This is a genomic window from Roseovarius sp., from assembly GCF_965277045.1.
Classification (GTDB): domain Bacteria; phylum Pseudomonadota; class Alphaproteobacteria; order Rhodobacterales; family Rhodobacteraceae; genus Roseovarius.
In genome coordinates this window covers 267,470-287,197 of the sequence record NZ_OZ255712.1, presented here as the reverse complement: position 1 = coordinate 287,197, position 19,728 = coordinate 267,470, and the positions used below count along the sequence as shown (strand labels likewise).

The 19,728-nt window shown below is 65.5% G+C and carries 18 protein-coding genes; 9 read left to right on the top strand and 9 right to left on the bottom strand.

Annotated features, from left to right (window positions below; translation table 11 throughout):
* The first annotated feature begins 8 nt into the window (after nt 1–8).
* The 8 genes from ACQY4V_RS01435 (at nt 9) to ACQY4V_RS01400 (ending at nt 8,163) form a co-directional block, all read left to right on the top strand.
* Nucleotides 9–989, top strand: coding sequence for a type II secretion system F family protein (locus tag ACQY4V_RS01435; RefSeq protein WP_428515171.1), 981 nt, complete (start codon nt 9–11; stop codon nt 987–989).
* Nucleotides 990–1,057: 68 nt separating this feature from the next.
* Nucleotides 1,058–1,618 (top strand): tetratricopeptide repeat protein, encoded by a 561-nt coding sequence (locus ACQY4V_RS01430; protein WP_428515170.1) that lies wholly within the window; start codon nt 1,058–1,060, stop codon nt 1,616–1,618.
* A 26-nt stretch (nt 1,619–1,644) separates the two neighbouring features.
* Nucleotides 1,645–2,502 (top strand): tetratricopeptide repeat protein, encoded by an 858-nt coding sequence (locus tag ACQY4V_RS01425; protein ID WP_428515169.1) that lies wholly within the window; start codon nt 1,645–1,647, stop codon nt 2,500–2,502.
* A 21-nt stretch (nt 2,503–2,523) separates the two neighbouring features.
* Nucleotides 2,524–3,030 (top strand): prepilin peptidase, encoded by a 507-nt coding sequence (locus ACQY4V_RS01420; RefSeq protein ID WP_428515168.1) that lies wholly within the window; start codon nt 2,524–2,526, stop codon nt 3,028–3,030.
* Nucleotides 3,031–3,161: 131 nt separating this feature from the next.
* A complete protein-coding gene (locus ACQY4V_RS01415) occupies nt 3,162–4,472 on the top strand; it encodes an ATPase (RefSeq protein ID WP_428515167.1) in 1,311 nt (436 codons plus the stop codon).
* Between the two features lie 76 nt (nt 4,473–4,548).
* A complete protein-coding gene (locus ACQY4V_RS01410; protein WP_428515166.1) occupies nt 4,549–6,951 on the top strand; it encodes a ligase-associated DNA damage response DEXH box helicase in 2,403 nt (800 codons plus the stop codon).
* A gap of 50 nt (nt 6,952–7,001) precedes the next feature.
* Nucleotides 7,002–7,676, top strand: a complete 675-nt coding sequence (gene pdeM / locus ACQY4V_RS01405) for a ligase-associated DNA damage response endonuclease PdeM (protein WP_428515165.1) — start codon at nt 7,002–7,004, stop codon at nt 7,674–7,676.
* Between the two features lie 67 nt (nt 7,677–7,743).
* Nucleotides 7,744–8,163 carry a PaaI family thioesterase gene (locus ACQY4V_RS01400; protein ID WP_428515164.1) on the top strand — a complete coding sequence of 140 codons (420 nt, stop codon included), beginning with the start codon at nt 7,744–7,746 and terminating at the stop codon, nt 8,161–8,163.
* 126 nt (nt 8,164–8,289) lie between these two features.
* On the opposite strand, the gene folD is transcribed toward ACQY4V_RS01400, so the two are convergent.
* From folD to ACQY4V_RS01385, 3 genes are all read right to left on the bottom strand, one after another.
* Nucleotides 8,290–9,180: a bifunctional methylenetetrahydrofolate dehydrogenase/methenyltetrahydrofolate cyclohydrolase FolD gene (gene folD / locus ACQY4V_RS01395; protein WP_428515163.1), complete on the bottom strand. Its 891-nt coding sequence runs from the start codon at nt 9,178–9,180 to the stop codon at nt 8,290–8,292.
* Between the two features lie 72 nt (nt 9,181–9,252).
* The gene (locus ACQY4V_RS01390) at nt 9,253–10,929 is read right to left on the bottom strand and encodes a formate--tetrahydrofolate ligase (RefSeq protein ID WP_428515038.1); all 1,677 of its coding nucleotides are present in this window, start codon (nt 10,927–10,929) and stop codon (nt 9,253–9,255) included.
* A gap of 146 nt (nt 10,930–11,075) precedes the next feature.
* Nucleotides 11,076–11,684, bottom strand: coding sequence for an MOSC domain-containing protein (locus tag ACQY4V_RS01385; protein WP_428515162.1), 609 nt, complete (start codon nt 11,682–11,684; stop codon nt 11,076–11,078).
* Nucleotides 11,685–11,845: 161 nt separating this feature from the next.
* Here ACQY4V_RS01385 and ACQY4V_RS01380 point away from each other — a divergent pair, with 161 nt between their 5' ends.
* Nucleotides 11,846–12,766 (top strand): hypothetical protein, encoded by a 921-nt coding sequence (locus ACQY4V_RS01380; protein WP_428515161.1) that lies wholly within the window; start codon nt 11,846–11,848, stop codon nt 12,764–12,766.
* Nucleotides 12,767–12,836: 70 nt separating this feature from the next.
* Here the strand turns inward: ACQY4V_RS01380 and ACQY4V_RS01375 are convergent, their stop codons facing one another.
* The 6 genes from ACQY4V_RS01375 to tolB form a co-directional block, all read right to left on the bottom strand.
* Nucleotides 12,837–13,517 (bottom strand): methyltransferase domain-containing protein, encoded by a 681-nt coding sequence (locus tag ACQY4V_RS01375; RefSeq protein WP_428517325.1) that lies wholly within the window; start codon nt 13,515–13,517, stop codon nt 12,837–12,839.
* A gap of 104 nt (nt 13,518–13,621) precedes the next feature.
* Entirely contained in the window at nt 13,622–15,541 is a 1,920-nt protein-coding gene (gene ftsH, locus ACQY4V_RS01370; RefSeq protein ID WP_428515160.1) for an ATP-dependent zinc metalloprotease FtsH, read from the bottom strand.
* Nucleotides 15,542–15,619: 78 nt separating this feature from the next.
* Complete coding sequence (gene tilS, locus ACQY4V_RS01365; RefSeq protein WP_428515159.1) at nt 15,620–16,873, bottom strand: tRNA lysidine(34) synthetase TilS; 1,254 nt, start codon at nt 16,871–16,873, stop codon at nt 15,620–15,622.
* Nucleotides 16,870–17,775, bottom strand: coding sequence for a tol-pal system protein YbgF (ybgF, locus tag ACQY4V_RS01360; protein WP_428515158.1), 906 nt, complete (start codon nt 17,773–17,775; stop codon nt 16,870–16,872). Before ybgF ends, tilS begins: the two co-directional genes overlap by 4 nt.
* Nucleotides 17,776–17,797: 22 nt before the next feature.
* On the bottom strand, nt 17,798–18,316 hold the full coding sequence (gene pal, locus ACQY4V_RS01355) for a peptidoglycan-associated lipoprotein Pal (RefSeq protein ID WP_428515157.1): 519 nt from the start codon (nt 18,314–18,316) through the stop codon (nt 17,798–17,800).
* Between the two features lie 83 nt (nt 18,317–18,399).
* Complete coding sequence (gene tolB / locus ACQY4V_RS01350; protein WP_428515156.1) at nt 18,400–19,728, bottom strand: Tol-Pal system beta propeller repeat protein TolB; 1,329 nt, start codon at nt 19,726–19,728, stop codon at nt 18,400–18,402.

Here is a 19,728-nt window from a genome sequence, read left to right as displayed (position 1 = left end):
TCACGACAATGCTGGACACGATTTCACAGTTCATGACCGACACGCTGGGCCCCTTCGGCCCGCTGATCGCGGTGGGCACGCTCGGTGTGCTGCTGGTCTTGCTGACGATCCCGATCCTGATCCGCGAGTCGAACGACCCGCTGGACAAGATCAAGAAACAGTCGCGCAGCGGACCGTCGCTGGAAGACCAGAAGAAAAAGCTGCGCACCGGCCAGCGCAACGAAAAGCTGGACAAATACGCCAAGTTCCTCGAACCCGAGGACGAAAAGCAGCTCAGCCAGATCCGCCTGACCCTGATGCAGGCCGGCTATCGCAGCCGCGATGCGGTGCGGTACTTCCACTTCGCCCAATTCGCGCTTGGCATCGGCTTCCTTATCCTCGGCGTGCTCTATTTCGTGGTCTTCCTCGCGGGGGCCGAAGACACGACCACCACGCAGACGGTCATGTACATCCTAGGGCCGGGTGGGGTCGGCTACATGATCCCGAAATACTGGGTGACCAAACGCCAGCAGCAGCGCCAGCAGGAAATCGAAGAGGGCTTTCCGGACAGTCTCGACATGATGCTGACCTGCGTCGAGGCGGGCCAGTCGCTCGACCAGGCGATCATCCGGGTGTCCCGGGAAATCCGCGCCTCCTATCCGGCACTCGCCGAGGAATTCGAGATCGTCGCGCACCAGGTCAAGGCCGGGCGTGACAAGCCTTCGGTCCTGAACGAAATGGCCGAACGCTGCGGTGTTCAGGATATCTCCAGCTTCGTGACCGTGCTCGTGCAGTCGCAGACCTTCGGCACCTCGATCGCCGACGCCCTGCGCGTCTATGCCGGCGAGATGCGTGACAAACGGGTCATGCGCGCCGAAGAAAAGGCCAACAAGCTTCCGACGAAGATGACATTGGCCACGATGATGCTTACAGTGCCGCCATTGCTGATCATTCTGGTCGGCCCGTCGGTGCTTGGGATCATGGAACTCTTCACGATGGCGGGCCAGTAACGGCCGGACCAACGAAAGGCAGGCCCCGCACGGGCCTGTCGCCATAACGAAGAGGCGGCATAACCGGCATGGCACGAGCAGGTGTCTGGCTTCTGGTTTCCTTCGCTCTTGTCGCGGGCTGCGGCGAGGGCGCTTCGCGTGACCCGGACAGCCCCTACGCCCCCGGCGTCGCCCGTGGCGGCGAGGCCGTGGACTCCAAGCTGGTCGGCCACCGCCTGGTGGCCGCGGGCGAATACGAGCTGGCGATCGACGCTTTTTCCCGCGCCGCCCTCGACGAAGGCATGAGCGCCGATGTTCTGGCGGGCCTGGGCACCGCCAATCTCGGGCTGGGCCGCCTGCACACCGCCGAACGCCTGCTGCGCCAGGCCCTCAAGAAGGACGAGTTCTCGCCCGAGGTCTGGAACAACCTCGGGGTCGTCCTGCTGGAGAAGGGCGAGACCGGCGAGGCGGAACAGGTTTTCAAGAAGGCCTATGCGCTCGACAATGGCCAAAGTGACTCAATTCGTGACAATTTGCGCTTAGTTCTCGCAAAATCCGAAAATTCTCTTTATACTGAAGAGCTAGAACAAGATTATAAACTGGTGCGGCGCGGGAGCAGCGACTACCTGATCCGCAGTATACCAGGTTGAGGCGAAGGCAGTAAAAGGACGCAAAAATGCGCCATCCTATTCTTATGTGCATCTGCGTGGGCAGCGCATTTGCCCTTTCCGCTTGTGATGACAAGGCCGGCAAGGCCGATGTGGACCGGGCCCTGTCCGATCTCAACGTCGTCGACGAAAGCAATCTTGGCGATGTCATGCTGACCGTGGCAGACCCCAACGAGTCCGTGAAATATTTCCAGCGCACCCTGGGCGAACAGCCCGACCGCATCGACGTGCGCCGCGGCCTTGCGCAATCGCTCATCCGGGCCAAGCGCCACACCGAGGCCGTCGCGGCCTGGCAGAACGTGGTCGAGCACGAGAAATCCACTGATGACGACCAGGTCGAATTCGCCGACGCGCTCATTCGCAACAACGAATGGAAACGCGCCGACGCGGTGCTGGATGCCGTCCCGCCGACCCATGAGACCTTCAAGCGGTACCGGCTCGAGGCGATGGTCGCCGACAGCAACGAGAACTGGTCGAAAGCCGACAGCTTCTACGAAACCGCCATCGGCCTGACGACGACGCCCGCCAGCGTGATCAACAACTGGGGCTATTCCAAGCTGACCCGCGGCGATTTCGCCGCCGCCGAGCGTCTGTTCACCGATGCGATCCGGCAGGATGACAGCCTGTTCACCGCCAAGAACAACCTTGTCCTGGCCCGCGGCGCGCAAAAGAAATATACCATGCCAGTCATGCAGACCAGCCAGGAAGAACGTGCGCAACTGCTCTACACGCTGGGCCTGTCGGCCATCAAGCAGGGCGACACCAATATCGGCAAGGGCCTTCTGCGCGACGCCATCGACACCCATCCCCAGCATTTCGAGGCCGCCGCGCGCAGCCTGAATGCGCTGGAAAACAACGTCGAATAAACGGCTTGCGAGGCGCGGGCCATGCCCCTTGAAATCACCAGCTGGGCGGCGCTCTGGTTCTTGCCCTTCGTGACCCCGGTCTGTCTGTGGGTGATGTGGAGCGACCTCAAGGCGATGCGCATCCCCAACACGTCCGTCCTGACGCTGGCGGGGATCTTCGTGGTCGTGGGCCTCTGGGCCGTCACCCCGGTCTGGCCCGACTACGCCTGGCGCATCGCGATCATGGTCTTCGCGCTGGTGATCGGCTTCATCGCCAATGCCGGCGGGCTGATGGGCGCGGGCGACAGCAAGTTCATCGCCGCCGCCGCCCCCTTCGTCGCCCCCGCCGACTGGCGGATCATCATGTTCCTCTTCGCCGCCAACCTGCTGGCCTGTTTCGTCACCCACCGGCTGGCGAAACATTCGCCTCTGCGCCGGCTGGCGCCGAACTGGGTCAGCTGGGACCGCGGCAAGAAATTTCCCATGGGCTTTGCCCTGGGCGCGACTCTGGTGATCTATCTCGCCCTCGGCGCGGCCCACGGGGCCTGAGGCCCCTGCCCCATCCCTGCCCGCAGGCCACCATAATTTCCGCATGATCTTCTGTCAGCCTCAGCTGAAACACTCCGCCGTCGGCGGGGTCGGAACACGTCAACTTGTCTCAGAGAGCGGGCAGTAAAACCATGAACATGCAAGTGACCACCGGCGTTCAGCCACCTCCGCCGCCGTCGGGGCTGGACGAAATGCGCCTTCCCGTCGTGATGATGCGGGACATCCTGCTGAAAACCATGTTCCGCAAGAACCTGGACATGGTCAGCGAAATCGCCGAGGCGATCTGCCTGCCCCGCGCCGTCACGCAGGAGCTGGTGGACATGGCCCGCCAGCAACGCCTGCTCGAGGCGACCGGCACGCTCAACGCCAATTCGGGCGGCGAGATGGGCTTTCAGCTGACCGACGCGGGCAAGTCCCGTGCGCTCGACGCCCTGTCGCAATCGGAATATTTCGGCGCCATGCCGGTGCCGCTGGCCGTCTACCGCGAACAGGTCCAGCGCCAGTCGATCCGCAACATCCAGATCACCCGCGACGAGCTGACCAATGCCATGGGCCACCTCGTCCTGCCGCCCAGCCTGCTGGACCATCTCGGCCCCGCCGTCTCGGCCGGCCGTTCGATCCTGATGTACGGCCCGCCCGGCAACGGTAAATCCTCGATCTCGAACGGTATCCGCGACGCCATGGGCGACAAGATCTACGTCCCCCGCGCCATCGAATACGCGGGCCAGGTCATCACCGTCTATGACCCCATCGTCCATTCCAAGGCCGAGGTCGAGGTCGACGACCCCAACTCCCTGCGCCGCAAGCGCACCTTCGACACGCGCTACGTGCGATGCGAACGGCCCACGGTCATCACCGGGGGCGAGCTCAGCCTGTCGATGCTCGACCTTGTCTACAACCCCACCGCGCGGACCTACCAGGCGCCCTTGCAGCTCAAATCGACGGGGGGCATCTTCATCGTCGACGACCTTGGCCGCCAGGCCGAACCGCCGCAAAGCCTCGTCAACCGCTGGATCGTACCGCTGGAGGAATCCAAGGATATCCTCGCGCTGCAATCGGGGGAAAAGTTCGAGGTGCCCTTCGACACGCTGGTGATCTTCTCGACCAACTTCCACCCCAACGAGATCTTCGACCAGGCCGCCCTGCGCCGGATCTTCTTCAAGATCAAGATCGACGGGCCGAACCAGCAGGACTTCCTCAAGATCTTCGCCATGGTGGCCAAGAAACGCGGGATGCCGCTGGACGAGAAAACGCTGCTGCACCTCTTGAAGGTCAAGTACCCGACGATCGACAATGTCTACGCCAACTACCAGCCTATCTTCCTGATCGACCAGATGATCTCGATCTGCGAGTTCGAGGGCATCCCCTACCAGATGCGCCCCGACCTGCTGGATCGGGCCTGGGCGAACATGTTCGTCAAGGACGAGACCATCGTGAAATAAGCGCGCCCCGGAGTTTTCAAAAACTCCGGGCAAAACTTTTTCTGAAAAGTTTTGGCGTTGCGCCTACATCTGGCGGATGACGTCGCTACCCCCCGTTTTCACCGACTGGTTCGCCGCGCGCGGCTGGTCCATCCACCCGCATCAGCAGGCCATGCTAGACCGTGCCGATGACCCGGCCCTTCTGCTCATCGCCCCCACCGGCGGCGGCAAGACACTGGCGGGTTTTCTGCCCACGCTGGTGGACATCGCCGAGAACGGCCACGAGGGGCTGCACACGCTCTACATCTCCCCGCTCAAGGCGCTGGCGGCCGACATCAAGCGCAACCTCACCACGCCTGTGTCAGAGATGGGCCTGCCCATCCGCATCGAGGACCGCACCGGCGACACGTCCTCCTCCGCCAAGCGCCGCCAGCGCGCCGACCCGCCGCATATCCTGCTGACCACGCCCGAAAGCCTCGCACTCCTCACCTCCTACGAAGACGCCCCGCGCATCTTCAAGGACCTCAAGCGCATCGTGGTCGACGAAATCCACGCGCTGGCGGAATCCAAGCGCGGCGATCAACTCTTTCTCGCTCTCAGCCGCCTTCAGGCCATGTGCCCCGGCCTGCGCCGCGTCGGGCTTTCGGCCACGGTCGAAGATCCCGTCGCCATCGCCAACCTGCTCGCCCGTCACCCAGACCCGTGCGAAATCCTCATGGCCGATCCCGGCCCCGAGCCCGACATCGCCATGTTGCAAACGGATGCCTATCCGCCCTGGTCCGGCGGTGGTGCCGCCTACGCGATCCCCGCCGTGCTGGACGAGGTCCGGCGCCACCGCATCACCCTCATCTTCCACAACACCCGCGCGCAGGCCGAGATTTTCTTTCACAACCTCTGGCTCGCCAACGAAGAGGCTCTGCCCATCGGCATCCACCACGGCTCACTCGACCGGGCGCAGCGCGAACGGGTCGAGGCCGCGATGCAACGCGGCGAGTTGCGCGCCGTGGTCTGCACCGGCAGTCTGGACCTCGGCATCGACTGGGGCGATGTCGACCTCGTGATCCAGGTCGGCGCGCCCAAGAACGTCAAGCGGCTGGTCCAGCGAATCGGCCGCGCCAACCACCGCTACAACGCGCCATCCAAGGCGCTTCTGGTGCCCGCCAACCGCTTCGAGGTCATCGAATGCGTCGCCGCGTTGCAGGCCGTCCGCGAGCATGACCTCGACGGCGAACCGCGCGGCCCCGGCCCCCGCGACGTGCTGTGTCAGCACATCCTCATCCGCGCCTGCGCTGGCCCGTTCGATGCAGATGCATTGTTCGAGGAAATCAAGACCGTCGGCGCCTACGCCACACTGACCCGCGCTCAGTTCGACGCTTGCCTCGATTTCTGCGCCACCGGCGGCTATGCGCTGCGCGCCTATGACCAATGGCAGCGCCTGCTCAACCGCGACGGCCTGTGGCAGCTGCGCGACCCACGCAGCGCCCGCCTGATCCGCATGAATATCGGCACCATCCAAGACGCCGACCTGCTCAAGGTGCGGATGCGCCGAAACCGCGGCGGCAAGCCGCTGGGCGAAGTCGAGGAAGGCTTCGCCGCCTCCCTCACTCCCGGCGACACCTTCCTGATCGGCGGGCAGATCGTGAAGTACGAAGGCCTGCGCGAAACCGTGGTCGAGGTCAGCCGCGACGCGGCCAAGAAACCCAAGATCGCCACCTTCGCGGGGACGAAATTCGCCACCTCCACCCAGCTCAGCCAGCGCATCCTGTCGCTGCTGCATTACGGCGACCATTCCGCCCTGCCCGCCCACACCGCCGACTGGATCGCGCTTCAAAGGGACGTCTCGCACCTGCCGCAGGCGGGCCGCCTGCTCATCGAAAGCTTCCCTCATGACGGGCGTGAACATGCCTGCATCTACGGCTTCGCGGGTCGCAACGCGCAACAGACGCTGGGCCTGATCGTCAGCAAACGGATGGAGGAAATGCGCCTCGCGCCCATGGGCTTCGTCTCGACCGACTACGCCACCCTCATCTGGGGGCTGGAGCCGCTGACCGACGCCACCGGCCTTCTGGACCGCGCCGCGCTCCGCGAAGGCCTCGACAAGTGGCTGGCCGGCAACCAACTGATAAAACGCACCTTTCGCGCTTCGGCAACCATCGCAGGCCTCATCCAGCGCAACCTGCCGCAGGTCCGCAAATCCGGGCGGCAGGCCACGTTTTCGTCGGATATCCTCTACGACACGCTGGCGAAATACGACCCCGATCACCTGCTTCTGGACATCACACGGCAAGAGGCGATGCGCGGCTTGATCGACTTTGGCCGGATCGAGGAAATGCTCGACCGCATTGGCGACCGCGTCGACCTCGTGCGCCTGCCCCGCGTCACGCCCTTTGCCGCGCCCTTGTTCCTCGAGGCCGGGCGCACCCCCGTCGAAGGCAGCGCACAGGACCGCCTGCTCGAGGAAGAAACCCAGAGATTGATGCAGGCAGCAGGTCTCGCCTGACGCCCGGAAAACCCCTTGCAAAATCACGCGCCCCGCGTGATGAACGAAGCATGAACGGCTACGAGTTCACATTGGCAGGCGCGCGCCTCACCGCCCTTGGCTCCGGCGCGCTTTTCTGGCGGGACCAGAACCTTCTATGCGTGTCGGACATGCATCTGGGTAAGACCGAACGCCGCGCCCGCCTGGGCGAAGCGCAACTGCCCCCCTACGAGACGCACGACACCCTGTCGCGCCTGCAAGCCGACTTGGAGGCCACCGGCGCCCATACCGTCATCTGCCTCGGCGACAGCTTCGACGACGCCCTTGCCGCCCGCGCCCTGCTGGAGGCCGAAAAGCTCTGGATCAGCCGCCTTCAGGCCGGCCGCCGCTGGGTCTGGATCGAGGGCAACCACGATCCCGGCCCCGTCGACCTCGGCGGCGCGCACCTGTTCGAGCTGCCCGTGCCGCCGCTCACCTTTCGCCACATCGCACAGGCCGGCTATTCGGGCGAGGTGTCGGGGCACTATCACCCCAAGGTCACCCTGCCCGTCCGGGGCCGCGCCATCACCCGCCCCGCCTTCCTGCTCGACAGCGACCGGCTGATCATGCCCGCCTACGGCACTTATACCGGCGGCCTGCGCAGCCACGATGCCGCGCTCTGCAACCTGATGCGGCCCGAGGCGCTGGCCATCCTTACCGGCAACACGCCCCATCCCGCGCCCATGCCGCGCGGCCGCAGGGCCTAACACGCCCCGTTCCCATTGCCGCCCGCCCGGCCTAGACTGCCGGGGACAAGACCACCCGGAGACCCCCATGTCCGCGCAAATCGAGACCCGCATCCGCGATAGCTTCGCCCGGCAATCCATGATGCAGACGCTGGGCGCCACGCTCGCCGGCATCGCCAAAGGCAAGGTCGAGATCACCGCGCCTATCCTCGAAGGCAGCCGCCAGCAACAGGGCGTCGCCCATGCCGGCCTGACCTTCGCCATCGGCGACAGCGCCGCGGGCTATTCCGCGCTCACCCTGATCCCAGAGGGGATGGAAGTGATGACCACGGAAATGAAGATCAACCTTCTGGCCCCCGGCGCGGGCGATCACCTCGTCGCGCGGGGCCGGGTGATCAAACCGGGCCGCCGTCTGATGGTAGTGCAGTCGGATGTCTTCGCCGTGACGGACGGCGCGGAGCGCCACATCGCCATGCTGGTCGGGACGATGATCCCGGTGGAGCTTTAGCGGCGCGGCACTGGGCCGTCCAAGCCAACCAGAAATAAGGGCAGTCCCCGACCGAGGGTGGGGGCAAAGCCCCCGCCCGTGGGGGCGGTCGGGGGCTGCCCGGCGGGGACCGCCGGGCGAGAGGTCTTACGCCGTCAGCCCTTCGGGCTCCGACAAGCCGTTGGCGCGGCAGCAGGCCGTCACCGTGTTGGCCAAGAGGCAGGCGATGGTCATCGGCCCGACGCCGCCCGGAACAGGCGTGATCGCCCCCGCGCGCGCCGCGCACGACTCATAGTCCGCATCGCCCACCAGCTTGTTCTTGCCGTCGCGCTCGACCCGGTTGATGCCCACGTCGATCACCGTGGCGCCTTCCTTGATCCAGTCGCCCGGCACCATTTCGGGCCGGCCCACGGCGGCCACGACGATGTCGGCGCGGCGCACCACCTCGGGCAAATCCTTGGTGCGGCTATGCGCGATGGTCACCGTGCAGCTGTCGCCAAGCAAAAGCTGCGCCATCGGCTTGCCCACGATGTTCGACCGCCCGACAACCACCGCGTCCATGCCGGACAGCGACCCATGGTGTTCGCGCAGCATCATCAGACAGCCCAGCGGCGTGCAGGGCACCATGCTTTTCTGCCCGGTCCCCAACAGGCCCACATTCGAGATATGAAAACCATCCACGTCCTTGGCCGGGTCGATCGAGTTGATCACGAGGTCGGAATCCAGATGATCCGGCAGTGGCAGCTGCACCAGGATGCCATGCACGTCCTTGTCCTTGTTCAGCTGGTCGATCAGCGCCAGCAGATCCTCTTCCGAGGTGTCCGCCTCCAGCTTGTGCTCGTAGGAATTCATGCCGACCTCGACGGTCTGCTTGTTCTTCGAGCGCACGTAGACCTGGCTTGCCGGGTCCTCGCCCACCAGCACCACGGCCAGCCCCGGCGTGATGCCGTGCTCATCCTTCAGGCGGTCCACATGGCCCGCCACCTTCTCGCGCACTTTTGCGGCAAATGCCTTGCCGTCGATAATCTCTGCCGTCATGTCTTTCCTCCCGGCCCCGAAAATTGGTCCCCCACCCTATACCTTTGGCACAGGGCGGGGAAAACCGGTCCTTTAGAACAACCCTTCGATTTCGCCCTGGTCGTTCAGGCGGATGGATTCAGACGCCGGCCGGCTGGGCAGGCCGGGCATGGTCATGATCTCGCCGCAGACCACCACGACGAAGCCCGCACCTGCCGACAGGCGCACTTCGCGTACCGGCACCGAGTGGCCCGTGGGCGCGCCGCGCTGGGTGGGATCGGTCGAGAAGCTGTACTGCGTCTTCGCCATGCACACCGGCAGGTTGCCGTAACCCTGCTCTTCCCAACTCTTCAGCTGGTCGCGGATCTTCTTGTCCGCGATCACCTCGTCGGCGCGATAGATCTTCCTGGCGATGGTCTCGACCTTCTCGAACAGGCTCATCTCGTCGGGATAGATCGGCTTGAAGTCCGCCTCGCCCTTCTCGATCGTCTCCACGACCTTCTTCGCCAGGTCCGCCGACCCTTCCGAGCCCAGCTCCCAGTGGCGCGACAGCACCGCCTCGGCGCCGTTTTCGGCCACGAAGTCCTTCACCGCCTGCACTTCGGCATCGGTGTCGGTCACGAAATGGTTGATCGCCACCACCACCGGTACACCGAAAGACTTAACATTTTCGATATGCCGGCCCAGGTTCGGGCAGCCCGCCTTGACCGCGTCCACGTTCTCGGCCCCGAGATCCGCCTTGGCCACGCCGCCGTTCATCTTCATCGCCCGCACCGTCGCCACGATCACCACCGCCGACGGCGCGATCCCGGCCTTGCGGCACTTGATGTTCATGAACTTCTCCGCGCCCAGGTCGGCGCCGAAGCCGGCTTCCGTCACCACGTAATCGGCGATCTTCAGCGCCGTGGTCGTGGCGATGACCGAGTTGCAGCCATGCGCGATGTTCGCGAACGGCCCGCCATGCACGAAGGCCGGGTTGTTCTCCAGCGTCTGCACCAGGTTGGGCTGCATCGCGTCCTTCAGAAGGACGGTCATCGCGCCCTCGGCCTTGATATCGCGGCAGAAAACCGGGCTGCGGTCGCGGCGATAGGCCACGATCATCGCGCCCAGCCGCTCCTCGAGGTCCTTGAGGTCGCTCGCCAGGCAGAGGATCGCCATGACCTCCGACGCCACGGTGATGTCGAACCCGTCCTCGCGGGCAAAGCCGTTGGCCACACCACCCAGCGACGACGTGATCTGGCGCAAGGAGCGGTCGTTCATGTCCACCACCCGGCGCCAGACGATCCGGCGGGTGTCGATCTCGGCGTCGTTGCCCCAGTAGACGTGGTTGTCGATCATTGCGCTCAGCAGCGCGTGTGCCGAGGTGATCGCGTGGAAGTCGCCGGTGAAGTGCAGGTTCATGTCCTCCATCGGCACCACCTGGGCATAGCCGCCGCCCGCGGCGCCGCCCTTCATCCCGAAGTTCGGCCCCAGAGAGGCCTCGCGGATGCAGATCATCGCCTTCTTGCCGATGTGGTTGAGACCGTCGCCCAGGCCCACCGTGGTGGTGGTCTTCCCCTCGCCCGCCGGCGTCGGGTTGATCGCGGTCACGAGAATCAGCTTGCCGTTCTCGTTGCCCTTCACCGAGTTGATGTAGTCCTGGCTCACCTTCGCCTTGTCATGCCCGTAGGGCAGCAGGTGCTCGGACGGTATCCCAAGCTTGTCGCCAATCTCCTGGATCGGCTTCTTCGACGCCGCACGCGCAATCTCGATGTCTGATTTGTGGCTCATTGTGTCTTCCCTTTGGACATAAGCGATGATGCTTCGGGGACAGCCATACAAAGTCAGCTGCGGTCACCCGGTCAGGAATCCGACATTTCCGGGGGCTGATGCGGCAGCCTGTCGCGCCCGCGTTTCACATCGGAAACAGCCGGTGCTCAGAAGGACTTGCCGCTCAGGCATCCCTCCAGATGCAGCCAGGGCCGCTGGTCCGGCACGTGCAGGCGCATCCGGTCGCCCAGCCGCAGCGGTCCGGGCCGCTCGACCCAGGCCGTGACGCCCCGGCGATGCGCCGCGGCGGGCTTGAACCGCTTGCCAAGGCCCGGATGGTCCTTCTCCAGCTCCTTGGCAGGCCAGATGCAGGGCCGGTTCTCCATGTCCACGATCAGCGCCGTACCGCTCTCGGTCTGCAAGCGCGACGCGGGCGGCAGGCGGCTGAAATCGTCGATGCCATTCAGCACCAGCGACGCGCCCAGCCATTCCGGAGCCACGGCGTCGATCCCGATCTCCTCGGCAATCGCCGCCATCTCCTCGGCCGACACGATGGACAGCTGCCGCACATTGGCGATCTCGATGCCTTCGGCATGCTGGTCCTTTACCCGCACACAGGCAGGGCGCGTCCGTCCGCCGTGGAACTCTCCGGGCACCCCGTCCCATGTCAGCTCCACCTGGTCCAGCGCGGCCGAGCGGATGCCGCTCTTCTGGTCCGCGACGCACCCGATCCAGGTGATCTCGGCATAGTGATCGGTGGGTATCAAGGCAGGCATCGGCGCGTTCCTTCGCACGTCTCGGTCACCGCGCTCCACGGTGACTTCGGGTCTTTCCCGGGGAAAAATCTTACCATCGTCCGGGCATGTCACCTTATCGCCCGAAACAGGTCAAGGTCCCCGGTCATCTTCTCCCCGAACACGCATGAAAAGGGACGTTCATGGCTTTCGCTTTCTTTCGCAAACACCCCAAGCCGCTCTCGCCCGAGGCTTGGCAGTCGGTCAAGGCATTCCACGCCGAGATCCGGACCATCGTGCTGGTCAAGCACGGCAAGGTCCTGACCTCCGCCACGAACCGCCGGCACACTCCCGGCATCAGCGAAACCGACTGGATGGCCGTGCAGGTCTACGAGCTGTTCGAGGACGTCCGGGAAAAGGCGGGCGCGCCAGACCTCGATGCGCTCGGCCGGGAACACCGGCACATCCTGCTGATGGCAACGCTTGCCGCCAACGGGAAGGAAGCGGAATTCGATAGCGCCCTCAAGGCCGATCGTCTGGGCATGGCCCAGCACATGCGCGGCCTGCGCGACGGCTGGGCTTGGGCCCGGTCGATGCCGGCCCCCCGTGCCCTGCCCGGAGAATCCCCTGCCGCGATGCTGGCGCGGTTCAACCGCGGCCTGACGCTGGAAGACGCTTACACGCGCGGCCGCGAGGCGCTGGTTTCGGGCCGGTTCACCGACAACGACACGCAGCTGTTCCTACTGCCTTACGCGGTCCAGAGAGTGCGCGCACTCGGCGCGCAGATCCCTTGCGTCTGGCGCAACGCGCCCGGCTTTAGGGACCTGCACAGGGTCGAACGCGACGCGTTGGGCCTGATGTACCGCACGCTCTGCATCTCCGAAGACGTGCTGGACCTGATGGACGAGGTGCTGGACGAGCCGCCCAACGGCGATGTGGTCATGGAGCGCATCAAGATGTTCCACAACGGCGCCACGCAGATGGCCCTGACCGACAGCGTCACGGCGGAGCTGCCCACCGGACTGCCCGGGTCCGTCCACGACATGACGCTCACCGCGTTCGACACCGGGTTTCGCCTGCTGGACGAGGCCATGGTCTTTTACGCCGCCCGAAACGGTGCGTGACGGTGAAGCGCGCGCGCCGGAATTTTGAAAAAATTCCGTCCCGTTTTCTTTTGCAAGAAAACGCCCCCGCTCAGACCGACAGGGTAAAGAACATCCGCCGGAACGGGAACAGGACCGAGCCGTCCTTGCGCACCGGGTAGGCCGCGTGCATCGCTTCCTCGTAGCGCTTGATCAGCGCCGCCTTCTCGTCCTCTTCCAGCGCTTCCAGCACCGGGCGCGCATAGGTGCTCTCGGTGAAACGGCGCACCGGGTGGCTGCCCGGCTCGGCCATCAGGCGCTGGTAATACTCGGTTTCCCACATGCGGAACTGGCCCATGCCGGCCAGAAGCTCGTCGTATTTCACCGGCGCCATGACGCCGGGCGTGCCCATCTTCTCGACCCGGCCGGGGAACATTTCCTCTACCAGGCTCAGCCAGACACGGTGCGACGGCGCCTTGTTCTGATGCGGCATCTGCACCGCCAGCGTGCCGCCCTTGCTGAGCATCCGCACCAGTCGCGGCAGCAACTGTTCATGATGCCCCACCCAGTGCAGCGCGGCGTTGGAAAAGATCAGCCCCGGCACGCGCGCGGGCGTCCAGTCGGAAATATCGGCCTGGCTGAAACTGTCATACGCCTTGCAGCCGCGGGCCTTTTCCAGCATCGCGGGGCTGGCATCCACGCCGATCACCTTGCGGTTTCCGGCCCGGGCCCGAAGCGCCTCGCCCAGCGCGCCGTTGCCGCAGCCGAGGTCATAGATGTCGCCCGCGCCCATGCTGCTGATCGTGTTCACCAGATCAAGGCCCGGACGCAGCCGAAGGTCGTGAAACCGGGCGTAGGCGCCCGGATTCCAGTCGGTCTTCACGTGTGTCGTCGTCGTCACGCTGTCGGTTCCGGCTCCAATCCGCCCTCGGGCGGCGTCGACTTGGGCTTGGTCTTCGGGATCGCGGTCAAGGACGGCTTGTCGTCCTTCTGCGGGGTGCCGCCCTGGTCGTCATCGGCCTCGGGTGGATCGCCGTTGATCACGCGCTCGATCTCCTCGCCGGTCAGGGTCTCGTATTCCAGCAGCCCCTGCGCCAGCCGCTCCCATTCGTCCTGCTTTTCGGTCAGGATGTCATAGGCCCGCTGGTAGGCTTCGTCGATCAGACGCTTCACCTCGTCCTCGATCAGCTCCTTGGTATGGGCCGAGATCGAGAAGCCACCGGCGCTGTTGCCCATGTAGCCTTCGTGCGCCTGCTCATAATCGACGTTGCCCACCTTGTCGGACATGCCCCAGCGCAGCACCATGGCGCGCGCCAGCGACGACGCCTGCTGGATGTCGCCCGCGGGGCCGTTCGACACCGCGTCGGGGCCGTACTTGATGATCTCGGCGGCCTTGCCCGCCATGGTCATCGCCAGCTTTTCCTCGCATTCCGACTTGTGCCAGTTCAGCCGGTCGATCTCGGGCAGGCTGACGACCATGCCCAGCGCGCCGCCGCGCGGGATGATCGTGGCCTTGTAGACCGGGTCGCATTGCGGCAGGGCCAGCCCGACGATGGCGTGACCGGCCTCGTGATAGGCGGTCTTTTCCTTCTGTTCGGGCGTCAGGACCATGCTCCGGCGCTCTGCGCCCATCATCACCTTGTCCTTGGCCTGCTCGAAGTCGACCATCGACACGAAGCGCCGGCCCACGCGCGCGGCCATCAGCGCCGCCTCGTTCACCAGGTTCGCCAGATCCGCCCCGGAAAAGCCGGGCGTGCCGCGCGCGATGATACGCAGGTCCACGTCGGGCCCCAGCGGGGTCTTGCGGGCATGGACGCCCAGGATCTTCTCGCGGCCCTTGATATCGGGGTTGGGCACCGTCACCTGGCGGTCGAACCGGCCCGGACGCAACAGCGCGGGGTCCAGCACGTCCTTGCGGTTGGTCGCCGCGACGATGATCACGCCCTCATTGGCCTCGAACCCGTCCATCTCGACCAGAAGCTGGTTGAGGGTCTGTTCGCGCTCGTCATTGCCGCCGCCATAGCCGGCACCACGATGCCGGCCCACGGCGTCGATTTCGTCGATGAAGACGATGCAGGGCGCGTTCTTCTTCGCTTGCTCGAACATGTCGCGCACGCGGGACGCGCCGACACCCACGAACATCTCGACGAAGTCGGAACCCGAGATGGTGAAGAAGGGCACGCCCGCTTCGCCCGCAATCGCACGGGCCAATAGGGTCTTACCCGTGCCCGGAGGGCCCACCAGCAGCGCGCCCTTGGGGATCTTGCCGCCAAGGCGCGAGAATTTCTGCGGGTTGCGCAGGAACTCGACGATCTCCTCCAGCTCTTCCTTGGCCTCGTCGATGCCCGCCACGTCGTCGAACGTCACGCGGCCATGCTTTTCGGTCAGCATCTTGGCCTTCGACTTGCCAAAGCCCATGGCGCCGCCCTTGCCGCCGCCCTGCATCCGGTTCATGAAATAAATCCACACACCGATCAGCAGCACGAAGGGCAAAAGCGAGATCAGGAAAGTCTGAAACCCGGATTGCTCCTGCGATTCCGCCTTGATCGGGATATCCCGGTCCAGCAGCAGCGAGGTCACCTCGGCATCCTCGGGCTTGATGGTCGAGTAATTGTTGCCGTCCTCGCCCCGGAATCGCACGTTCTCGCCGTCCAGCGTCACCTCGGACACTTCACCGTCCTCGACCGCCTCGACGAACTCGGAATAGGGGATGGCCTTGCTCTGCAGGGTGTTGCCGGATCCGTTGAACAGGCTGAACAGCGCCATGATCAAAAGGAACAGGACCAACCAGAAGGCGAAGTTTCTCGCGTTGCCCAAGGGCTTTCTCCTCACGTCTTTAGGGGTCTGACCTACCACAGGACCCGAGTGTTATAAATAGAGATCGTTACGTGTTGTTCAATGCGCAAGAATGCCGGCAAAGAACATGTCTTCATCCCGCAAGAGCGTGGCGGACCAGCCTTCTGCGACCCCCGCCAGCGGTGCCGCGACCAAATGCCCGCCCCGCCAGACCGCCGGGCTGGCCATGAGCGACGCCCGTGGCAATCCCGGCCGCACCCGATCCTCGCACTGCGCCAGACCCGCCTCGCCCAGCGCGGCCACCTCGGCCCCGTCGGGCCACGGCCCGTCCAGCCGCCAGCGGCCGTCCCACGCCGCGCCGGGCGCCGCGCGCAGCTGCGCAACCGCCTGCGGCTCGCGGGTGAAGCGCAGGTGATCGGCGCCGACGCTCATCATCACGCCGTGCAGCGTCATGCCGTTGCCGCCGCGGATCGCCTCCAGCATCAGGTCCACCGCCTTGCCGCGCGGGCCGTATTCCGCGCCGCTGATCCAGCGCAGGATCTCCTGCACCATGCGGCGGCAGATGTCGCGCGGCAGGGTGCGAAAGCCCTTTCGCTCGATCACGACGTCGCCCCGGTCGAACGTCACGTACCTGCGCGCCTCCACGAACACGTACCAGTACAGCGCCTGGCGCACCTCGGTCATGTGGCGCGCCACGGTGCCCAGCCCGCGTGCCGTGATCCCCAACCCCTCCAGCACGCCCAGCGCCTTGCGCACCCGCGCCCGCTCGAACGCGTCATCGGTATTCGTCGGGTCGTCGATCCACTCCAGCCCCTCGGCCGTGACCAACGTCCGCAGCTCGGCCCGGGACACCTGCAACAGGGGCCGGCGAAACTCGACCGCGCCCTGCCGCCAGCCCGGCGTCATCGTGGCCAGCCCGTCGACCCCGGCCTCGCGCGACAGGCGCATGACAAAGGTTTCGGCCACGTCGTTCAGGGTATGGCCCAGCACCACGTCGGTGATGCCCTCAGCCTCGGCCCAGTCGGCGATCAGCCCGTAGCGGGCGCGCCGCGCGGCGTCGGACAGGTTGCCCGCACCGTCCCAGCCGCGCCATTCCAGGGTCCGGTGCGCCACGCCAAGCCGCGCACACAGGGCAGAAACCCCCGCCGCCTCGTCAGCCGAGCCGTCGCGCAGGCCATGATCCACCGTGACCGCATGGGGCTCCGGCCCGCCCTGCGCCGCCCAGTGCCGCGCCAGCACCAGAAGCGCCAGAGAATCGCTGCCCCCGGACACGGCAATGCCCAGCCGATTGGGCCGGGCATTGCCGAATGTCGCCACGAACTGATCCAGAATATGCGCGTTGGGTCGGTTCACGAACACCCAAGGTTCTGCATCGCCTGCGTCGCCTGTCCGACCGCGGGCGATTGCGGAAAGCGCTGCGCCACCTCCCCCAATGTCAGGCAGGCCTCGTTGGTCTGCCCAAGCTGGCCCAGCGACCGGCCCAGCAGGAACAGCGCCTGCGGCGCCTGCGGGCCGTCGGGTGCGGTGCTGAACGTATCCAGATAGGCGCGCGCCGCGCCGGTCATGTCATTGGCCTTCTCCAGCGCCTCGCCCCGCTTCAGCCCGGCCTGCGCCTCCATCGGGCTGCCGGGATAGTTGGTGGTGAAACGCTCGAACTGCGTGGCTGCGGCGGTGTATTCACCGGACTCGAAGGCCGCCATGGCGGCGTCGAAATCGGCCTGTTCCGCGGCGGCCATCTGCACGCCGGTATCCGTGCCCGTTGTGTTTCCGGTGGTGCTGGCCGTGGAGCCTTCGGTGGTCGCGACGCCTGTCGTGCCGGTGGCCGGGGCAGTGCCCGTACCGCCCGCGTTGCCGCCCGTCGACGGTTCCACACCGCCCAGCGTGTCGCCGGGCTCGATGCTGCCGATATCGCAGGAGGGCTCCAGTTCGCAGATCCGGAACTCCAGGTCGCCCACCCGGTTGGTGCCGTCGGTCACCACGCTGTCGATGCGAAACTCCAGCTCTTCCGTCTTCGACGTCAGGCGCTGCAACTCGGACTCGATCGTGTTCACCCGGTCCAGCACGCTGCCGCCCACCGTCGCGGCACCCGCGGCGCCGGTGGTGTTCAGCTCGCGCTTCAGCTTCTGCAACTCGACATAGAGCACCGACAGCTCCTGCCGGATATCCGCCAGGGTTTCGGTATTGGCCTGGGCCGAGGCCGAAACCGGCCCCATCCCGAACGCGGCCACCACAAGGCCCAGTATCACACGACGCATGTTCACCCCGCCCTTCGTCCTATCAGCTTGTCGGCACAGCCGAGATCACCGTCACGGCGCGGCGGTTCTTGGCATAGCACGATTCCTCGCTGCAAATCTCCAGCGGGCGTTCCTTGCCATAGCTGATGACCTTCAGCCGCGCCGGGCTGACGCCCCTCGAGATCAGGTATTCCTGCACCGCGTTGGCGCGGCGTGCGCCCAGCGCGATGTTGTATTGCCGCGTGCCCTGCTCGTCGGCATGGCCTTCGATGATGGCGTTGTATTCCACGTTGGTGGCCAGCCATTGCGCCTGCCCGTCCAGCGTGGCCGTCGCCGTGGGCGACAGGGTGGACTGGTCCACCGCGAAAAGCACGCGGTCGCCGATCGTCTGCTGGAAGTAAAGCGGCGATTGCGGATCCTGCGCGGTTCCGGCCACAGCGCCGGCTCCGACCCCGCCGGCGCCCGTGCCGTCGGCATATTGGTCGCCGAACCGGTCGGGGTTGCTGCACGCGCTTACCGCCAGCCCCGCCACCACGATCAATGCCTTGCTCAGATGTCTCATTTCAGTGCCCCACTCGATGTCTTGTTGCTCTTGCAATGGTTAATATCATAGGCCCGCGGCGGATGCATGTCCCTTTTGCCGCCTCAGTTCTGCAACGGTCCCCAGGACGGATCCGAGGCGCCGGTGTCGGTGCGCACCTGCTTGAGGTTGCGCCCGGTGATGTCCACCGACCACAGGCTCGACGTGCCCTGCGCGCCTTGGGTTTCGCGAGCAAACATGATCACCCGGCCATTGGGCGCCCATGTCGGCCCTTCGTCCAGGAAGGATGCGGTCAGCAGGCGTTCCTCGCTGCCATCGGTGCGCATCACGCCGATATGGAACCGGCCTTTGCTCTGCTTGGTAAAGGCGATCAGGTCGCCGCGCGGCGACCACACCGGCGTGCCATAGCGGCCCTGCCCGAAGCTGATCCGCGTCGCCTCGCCGCCACCCGCTGGCATCACGTAGAGCTGCGGCGTGCCCGAGCGGTCGGATTCGAACACGATCCTGCTGCCATCGGGGCTGAAGCTGGGCGCGGTCTCGATCGAGGGCGTCGTGGTCAGGCGCGAGGTCTGCCCGCTGCCGATGTTCAGCTGGTAAAGGTCGGTGTTGCCGCCCGTGGTCAGGCTGTAGACGATGGTCTGGCCGTTGGGCGCAAAGCGCGGCGCGAAACTCATCTCGCCATCGGCGGCGTTCAGCACGTTGCGCCCCGCCGTCGCCACGTCCAGCACGTAAATCTTGGGAAAGCCGCTCTCATAGCTGGTATACAGCACCCGGTCCCCGCCCGGCGAAAACCGCGGCGCCAGCACGATCGAGGCGCTGTCGGTCAGGTAGGTCACGTTCGCGCCGTCATAATCCATGATCGCCAGCCGCTTTTGCCGTGCGTCCTTAGGGCCGGTTTCCGACACGAAGACGACGCGGCTGTCGAAATACGGGTCCTCGCCGGTAAGCCGCGCGTACACCTGGTCCGAGACCTTGTGCGCGATGCGCCGCCAGCCATCGGTGGTGCCCACGAATTGCAGGCCGTCGCCCATCTGCTGGCCCGCGAACACGTCATAGAGCCGGAATTTCACGACGACCTTGCCGCTGTCGTCCACGCTGACGCCGCCCACGATCAGCGCCTGCGCGTTGATCGCCTTCCAGTCGGCGAACTGTACGGGGCTGGAAAACGCCGTGACCCGCGCGATATGCGCGTCCTGCGGAATCTCGCGGAACAGGCCCGTGCCGGTCAGGTCGGCGGCGATGACCCGCGTGATATTGGCGGCCATCTCCTGCGCCTGTGCGCTTTCGGCCACGAAATTCGGCACGGCAAAGGGCAAGGGCTCGATCACGCCCTCGGTGATCTCGATCCTCAGCGGCCCGCTGCGCTCTTCCTGCGCCATCACGGGCGCCGCAAGGCTGGCAAGGATCGCCACAAAGGCCAGGATTATTCTCAT

What these genes read in the sequence shown, in the direction of transcription:
- ACQY4V_RS01410 (WP_428515166.1), top strand. Translation starts at nt 4,549, where the DNA reads ATGACGTCGCTACCCCCCGTTTTCACCGACTGGTTCGCCGCGCGCGGC.
- folD (WP_428515163.1), bottom strand. Translation starts at nt 9,180, where the DNA reads ATGACGGCAGAGATTATCGACGGCAAGGCATTTGCCGCAAAAGTGCGC.
- ACQY4V_RS01420 (WP_428515168.1), top strand. Translation starts at nt 2,524, where the DNA reads ATGCCCCTTGAAATCACCAGCTGGGCGGCGCTCTGGTTCTTGCCCTTC.
- ACQY4V_RS01415 (WP_428515167.1), top strand. Translation starts at nt 3,162, where the DNA reads ATGAACATGCAAGTGACCACCGGCGTTCAGCCACCTCCGCCGCCGTCG.
- ACQY4V_RS01375 (WP_428517325.1), bottom strand. Translation starts at nt 13,517, where the DNA reads ATGGGCGCGGGCGACATCTATGACCTCGGCTGCGGCAACGGCGCGCTG.
- tolB (WP_428515156.1), bottom strand. Translation starts at nt 19,728, where the DNA reads ATGAGAATAATCCTGGCCTTTGTGGCGATCCTTGCCAGCCTTGCGGCG.
- ACQY4V_RS01425 (WP_428515169.1), top strand. Translation starts at nt 1,645, where the DNA reads ATGCGCCATCCTATTCTTATGTGCATCTGCGTGGGCAGCGCATTTGCC.
- ACQY4V_RS01435 (WP_428515171.1), top strand. Translation starts at nt 9, where the DNA reads ATGCTGGACACGATTTCACAGTTCATGACCGACACGCTGGGCCCCTTC.
- ybgF (WP_428515158.1), bottom strand. Translation starts at nt 17,775, where the DNA reads ATGCGTCGTGTGATACTGGGCCTTGTGGTGGCCGCGTTCGGGATGGGG.
- ACQY4V_RS01390 (WP_428515038.1), bottom strand. Translation starts at nt 10,929, where the DNA reads ATGAGCCACAAATCAGACATCGAGATTGCGCGTGCGGCGTCGAAGAAG.
- ACQY4V_RS01385 (WP_428515162.1), bottom strand. Translation starts at nt 11,684, where the DNA reads ATGCCTGCCTTGATACCCACCGATCACTATGCCGAGATCACCTGGATC.
- pal (WP_428515157.1), bottom strand. Translation starts at nt 18,316, where the DNA reads ATGAGACATCTGAGCAAGGCATTGATCGTGGTGGCGGGGCTGGCGGTA.
- pdeM (WP_428515165.1), top strand. Translation starts at nt 7,002, where the DNA reads ATGAACGGCTACGAGTTCACATTGGCAGGCGCGCGCCTCACCGCCCTT.
- ACQY4V_RS01430 (WP_428515170.1), top strand. Translation starts at nt 1,058, where the DNA reads ATGGCACGAGCAGGTGTCTGGCTTCTGGTTTCCTTCGCTCTTGTCGCG.
- ACQY4V_RS01400 (WP_428515164.1), top strand. Translation starts at nt 7,744, where the DNA reads ATGTCCGCGCAAATCGAGACCCGCATCCGCGATAGCTTCGCCCGGCAA.
- ACQY4V_RS01380 (WP_428515161.1), top strand. Translation starts at nt 11,846, where the DNA reads ATGGCTTTCGCTTTCTTTCGCAAACACCCCAAGCCGCTCTCGCCCGAG.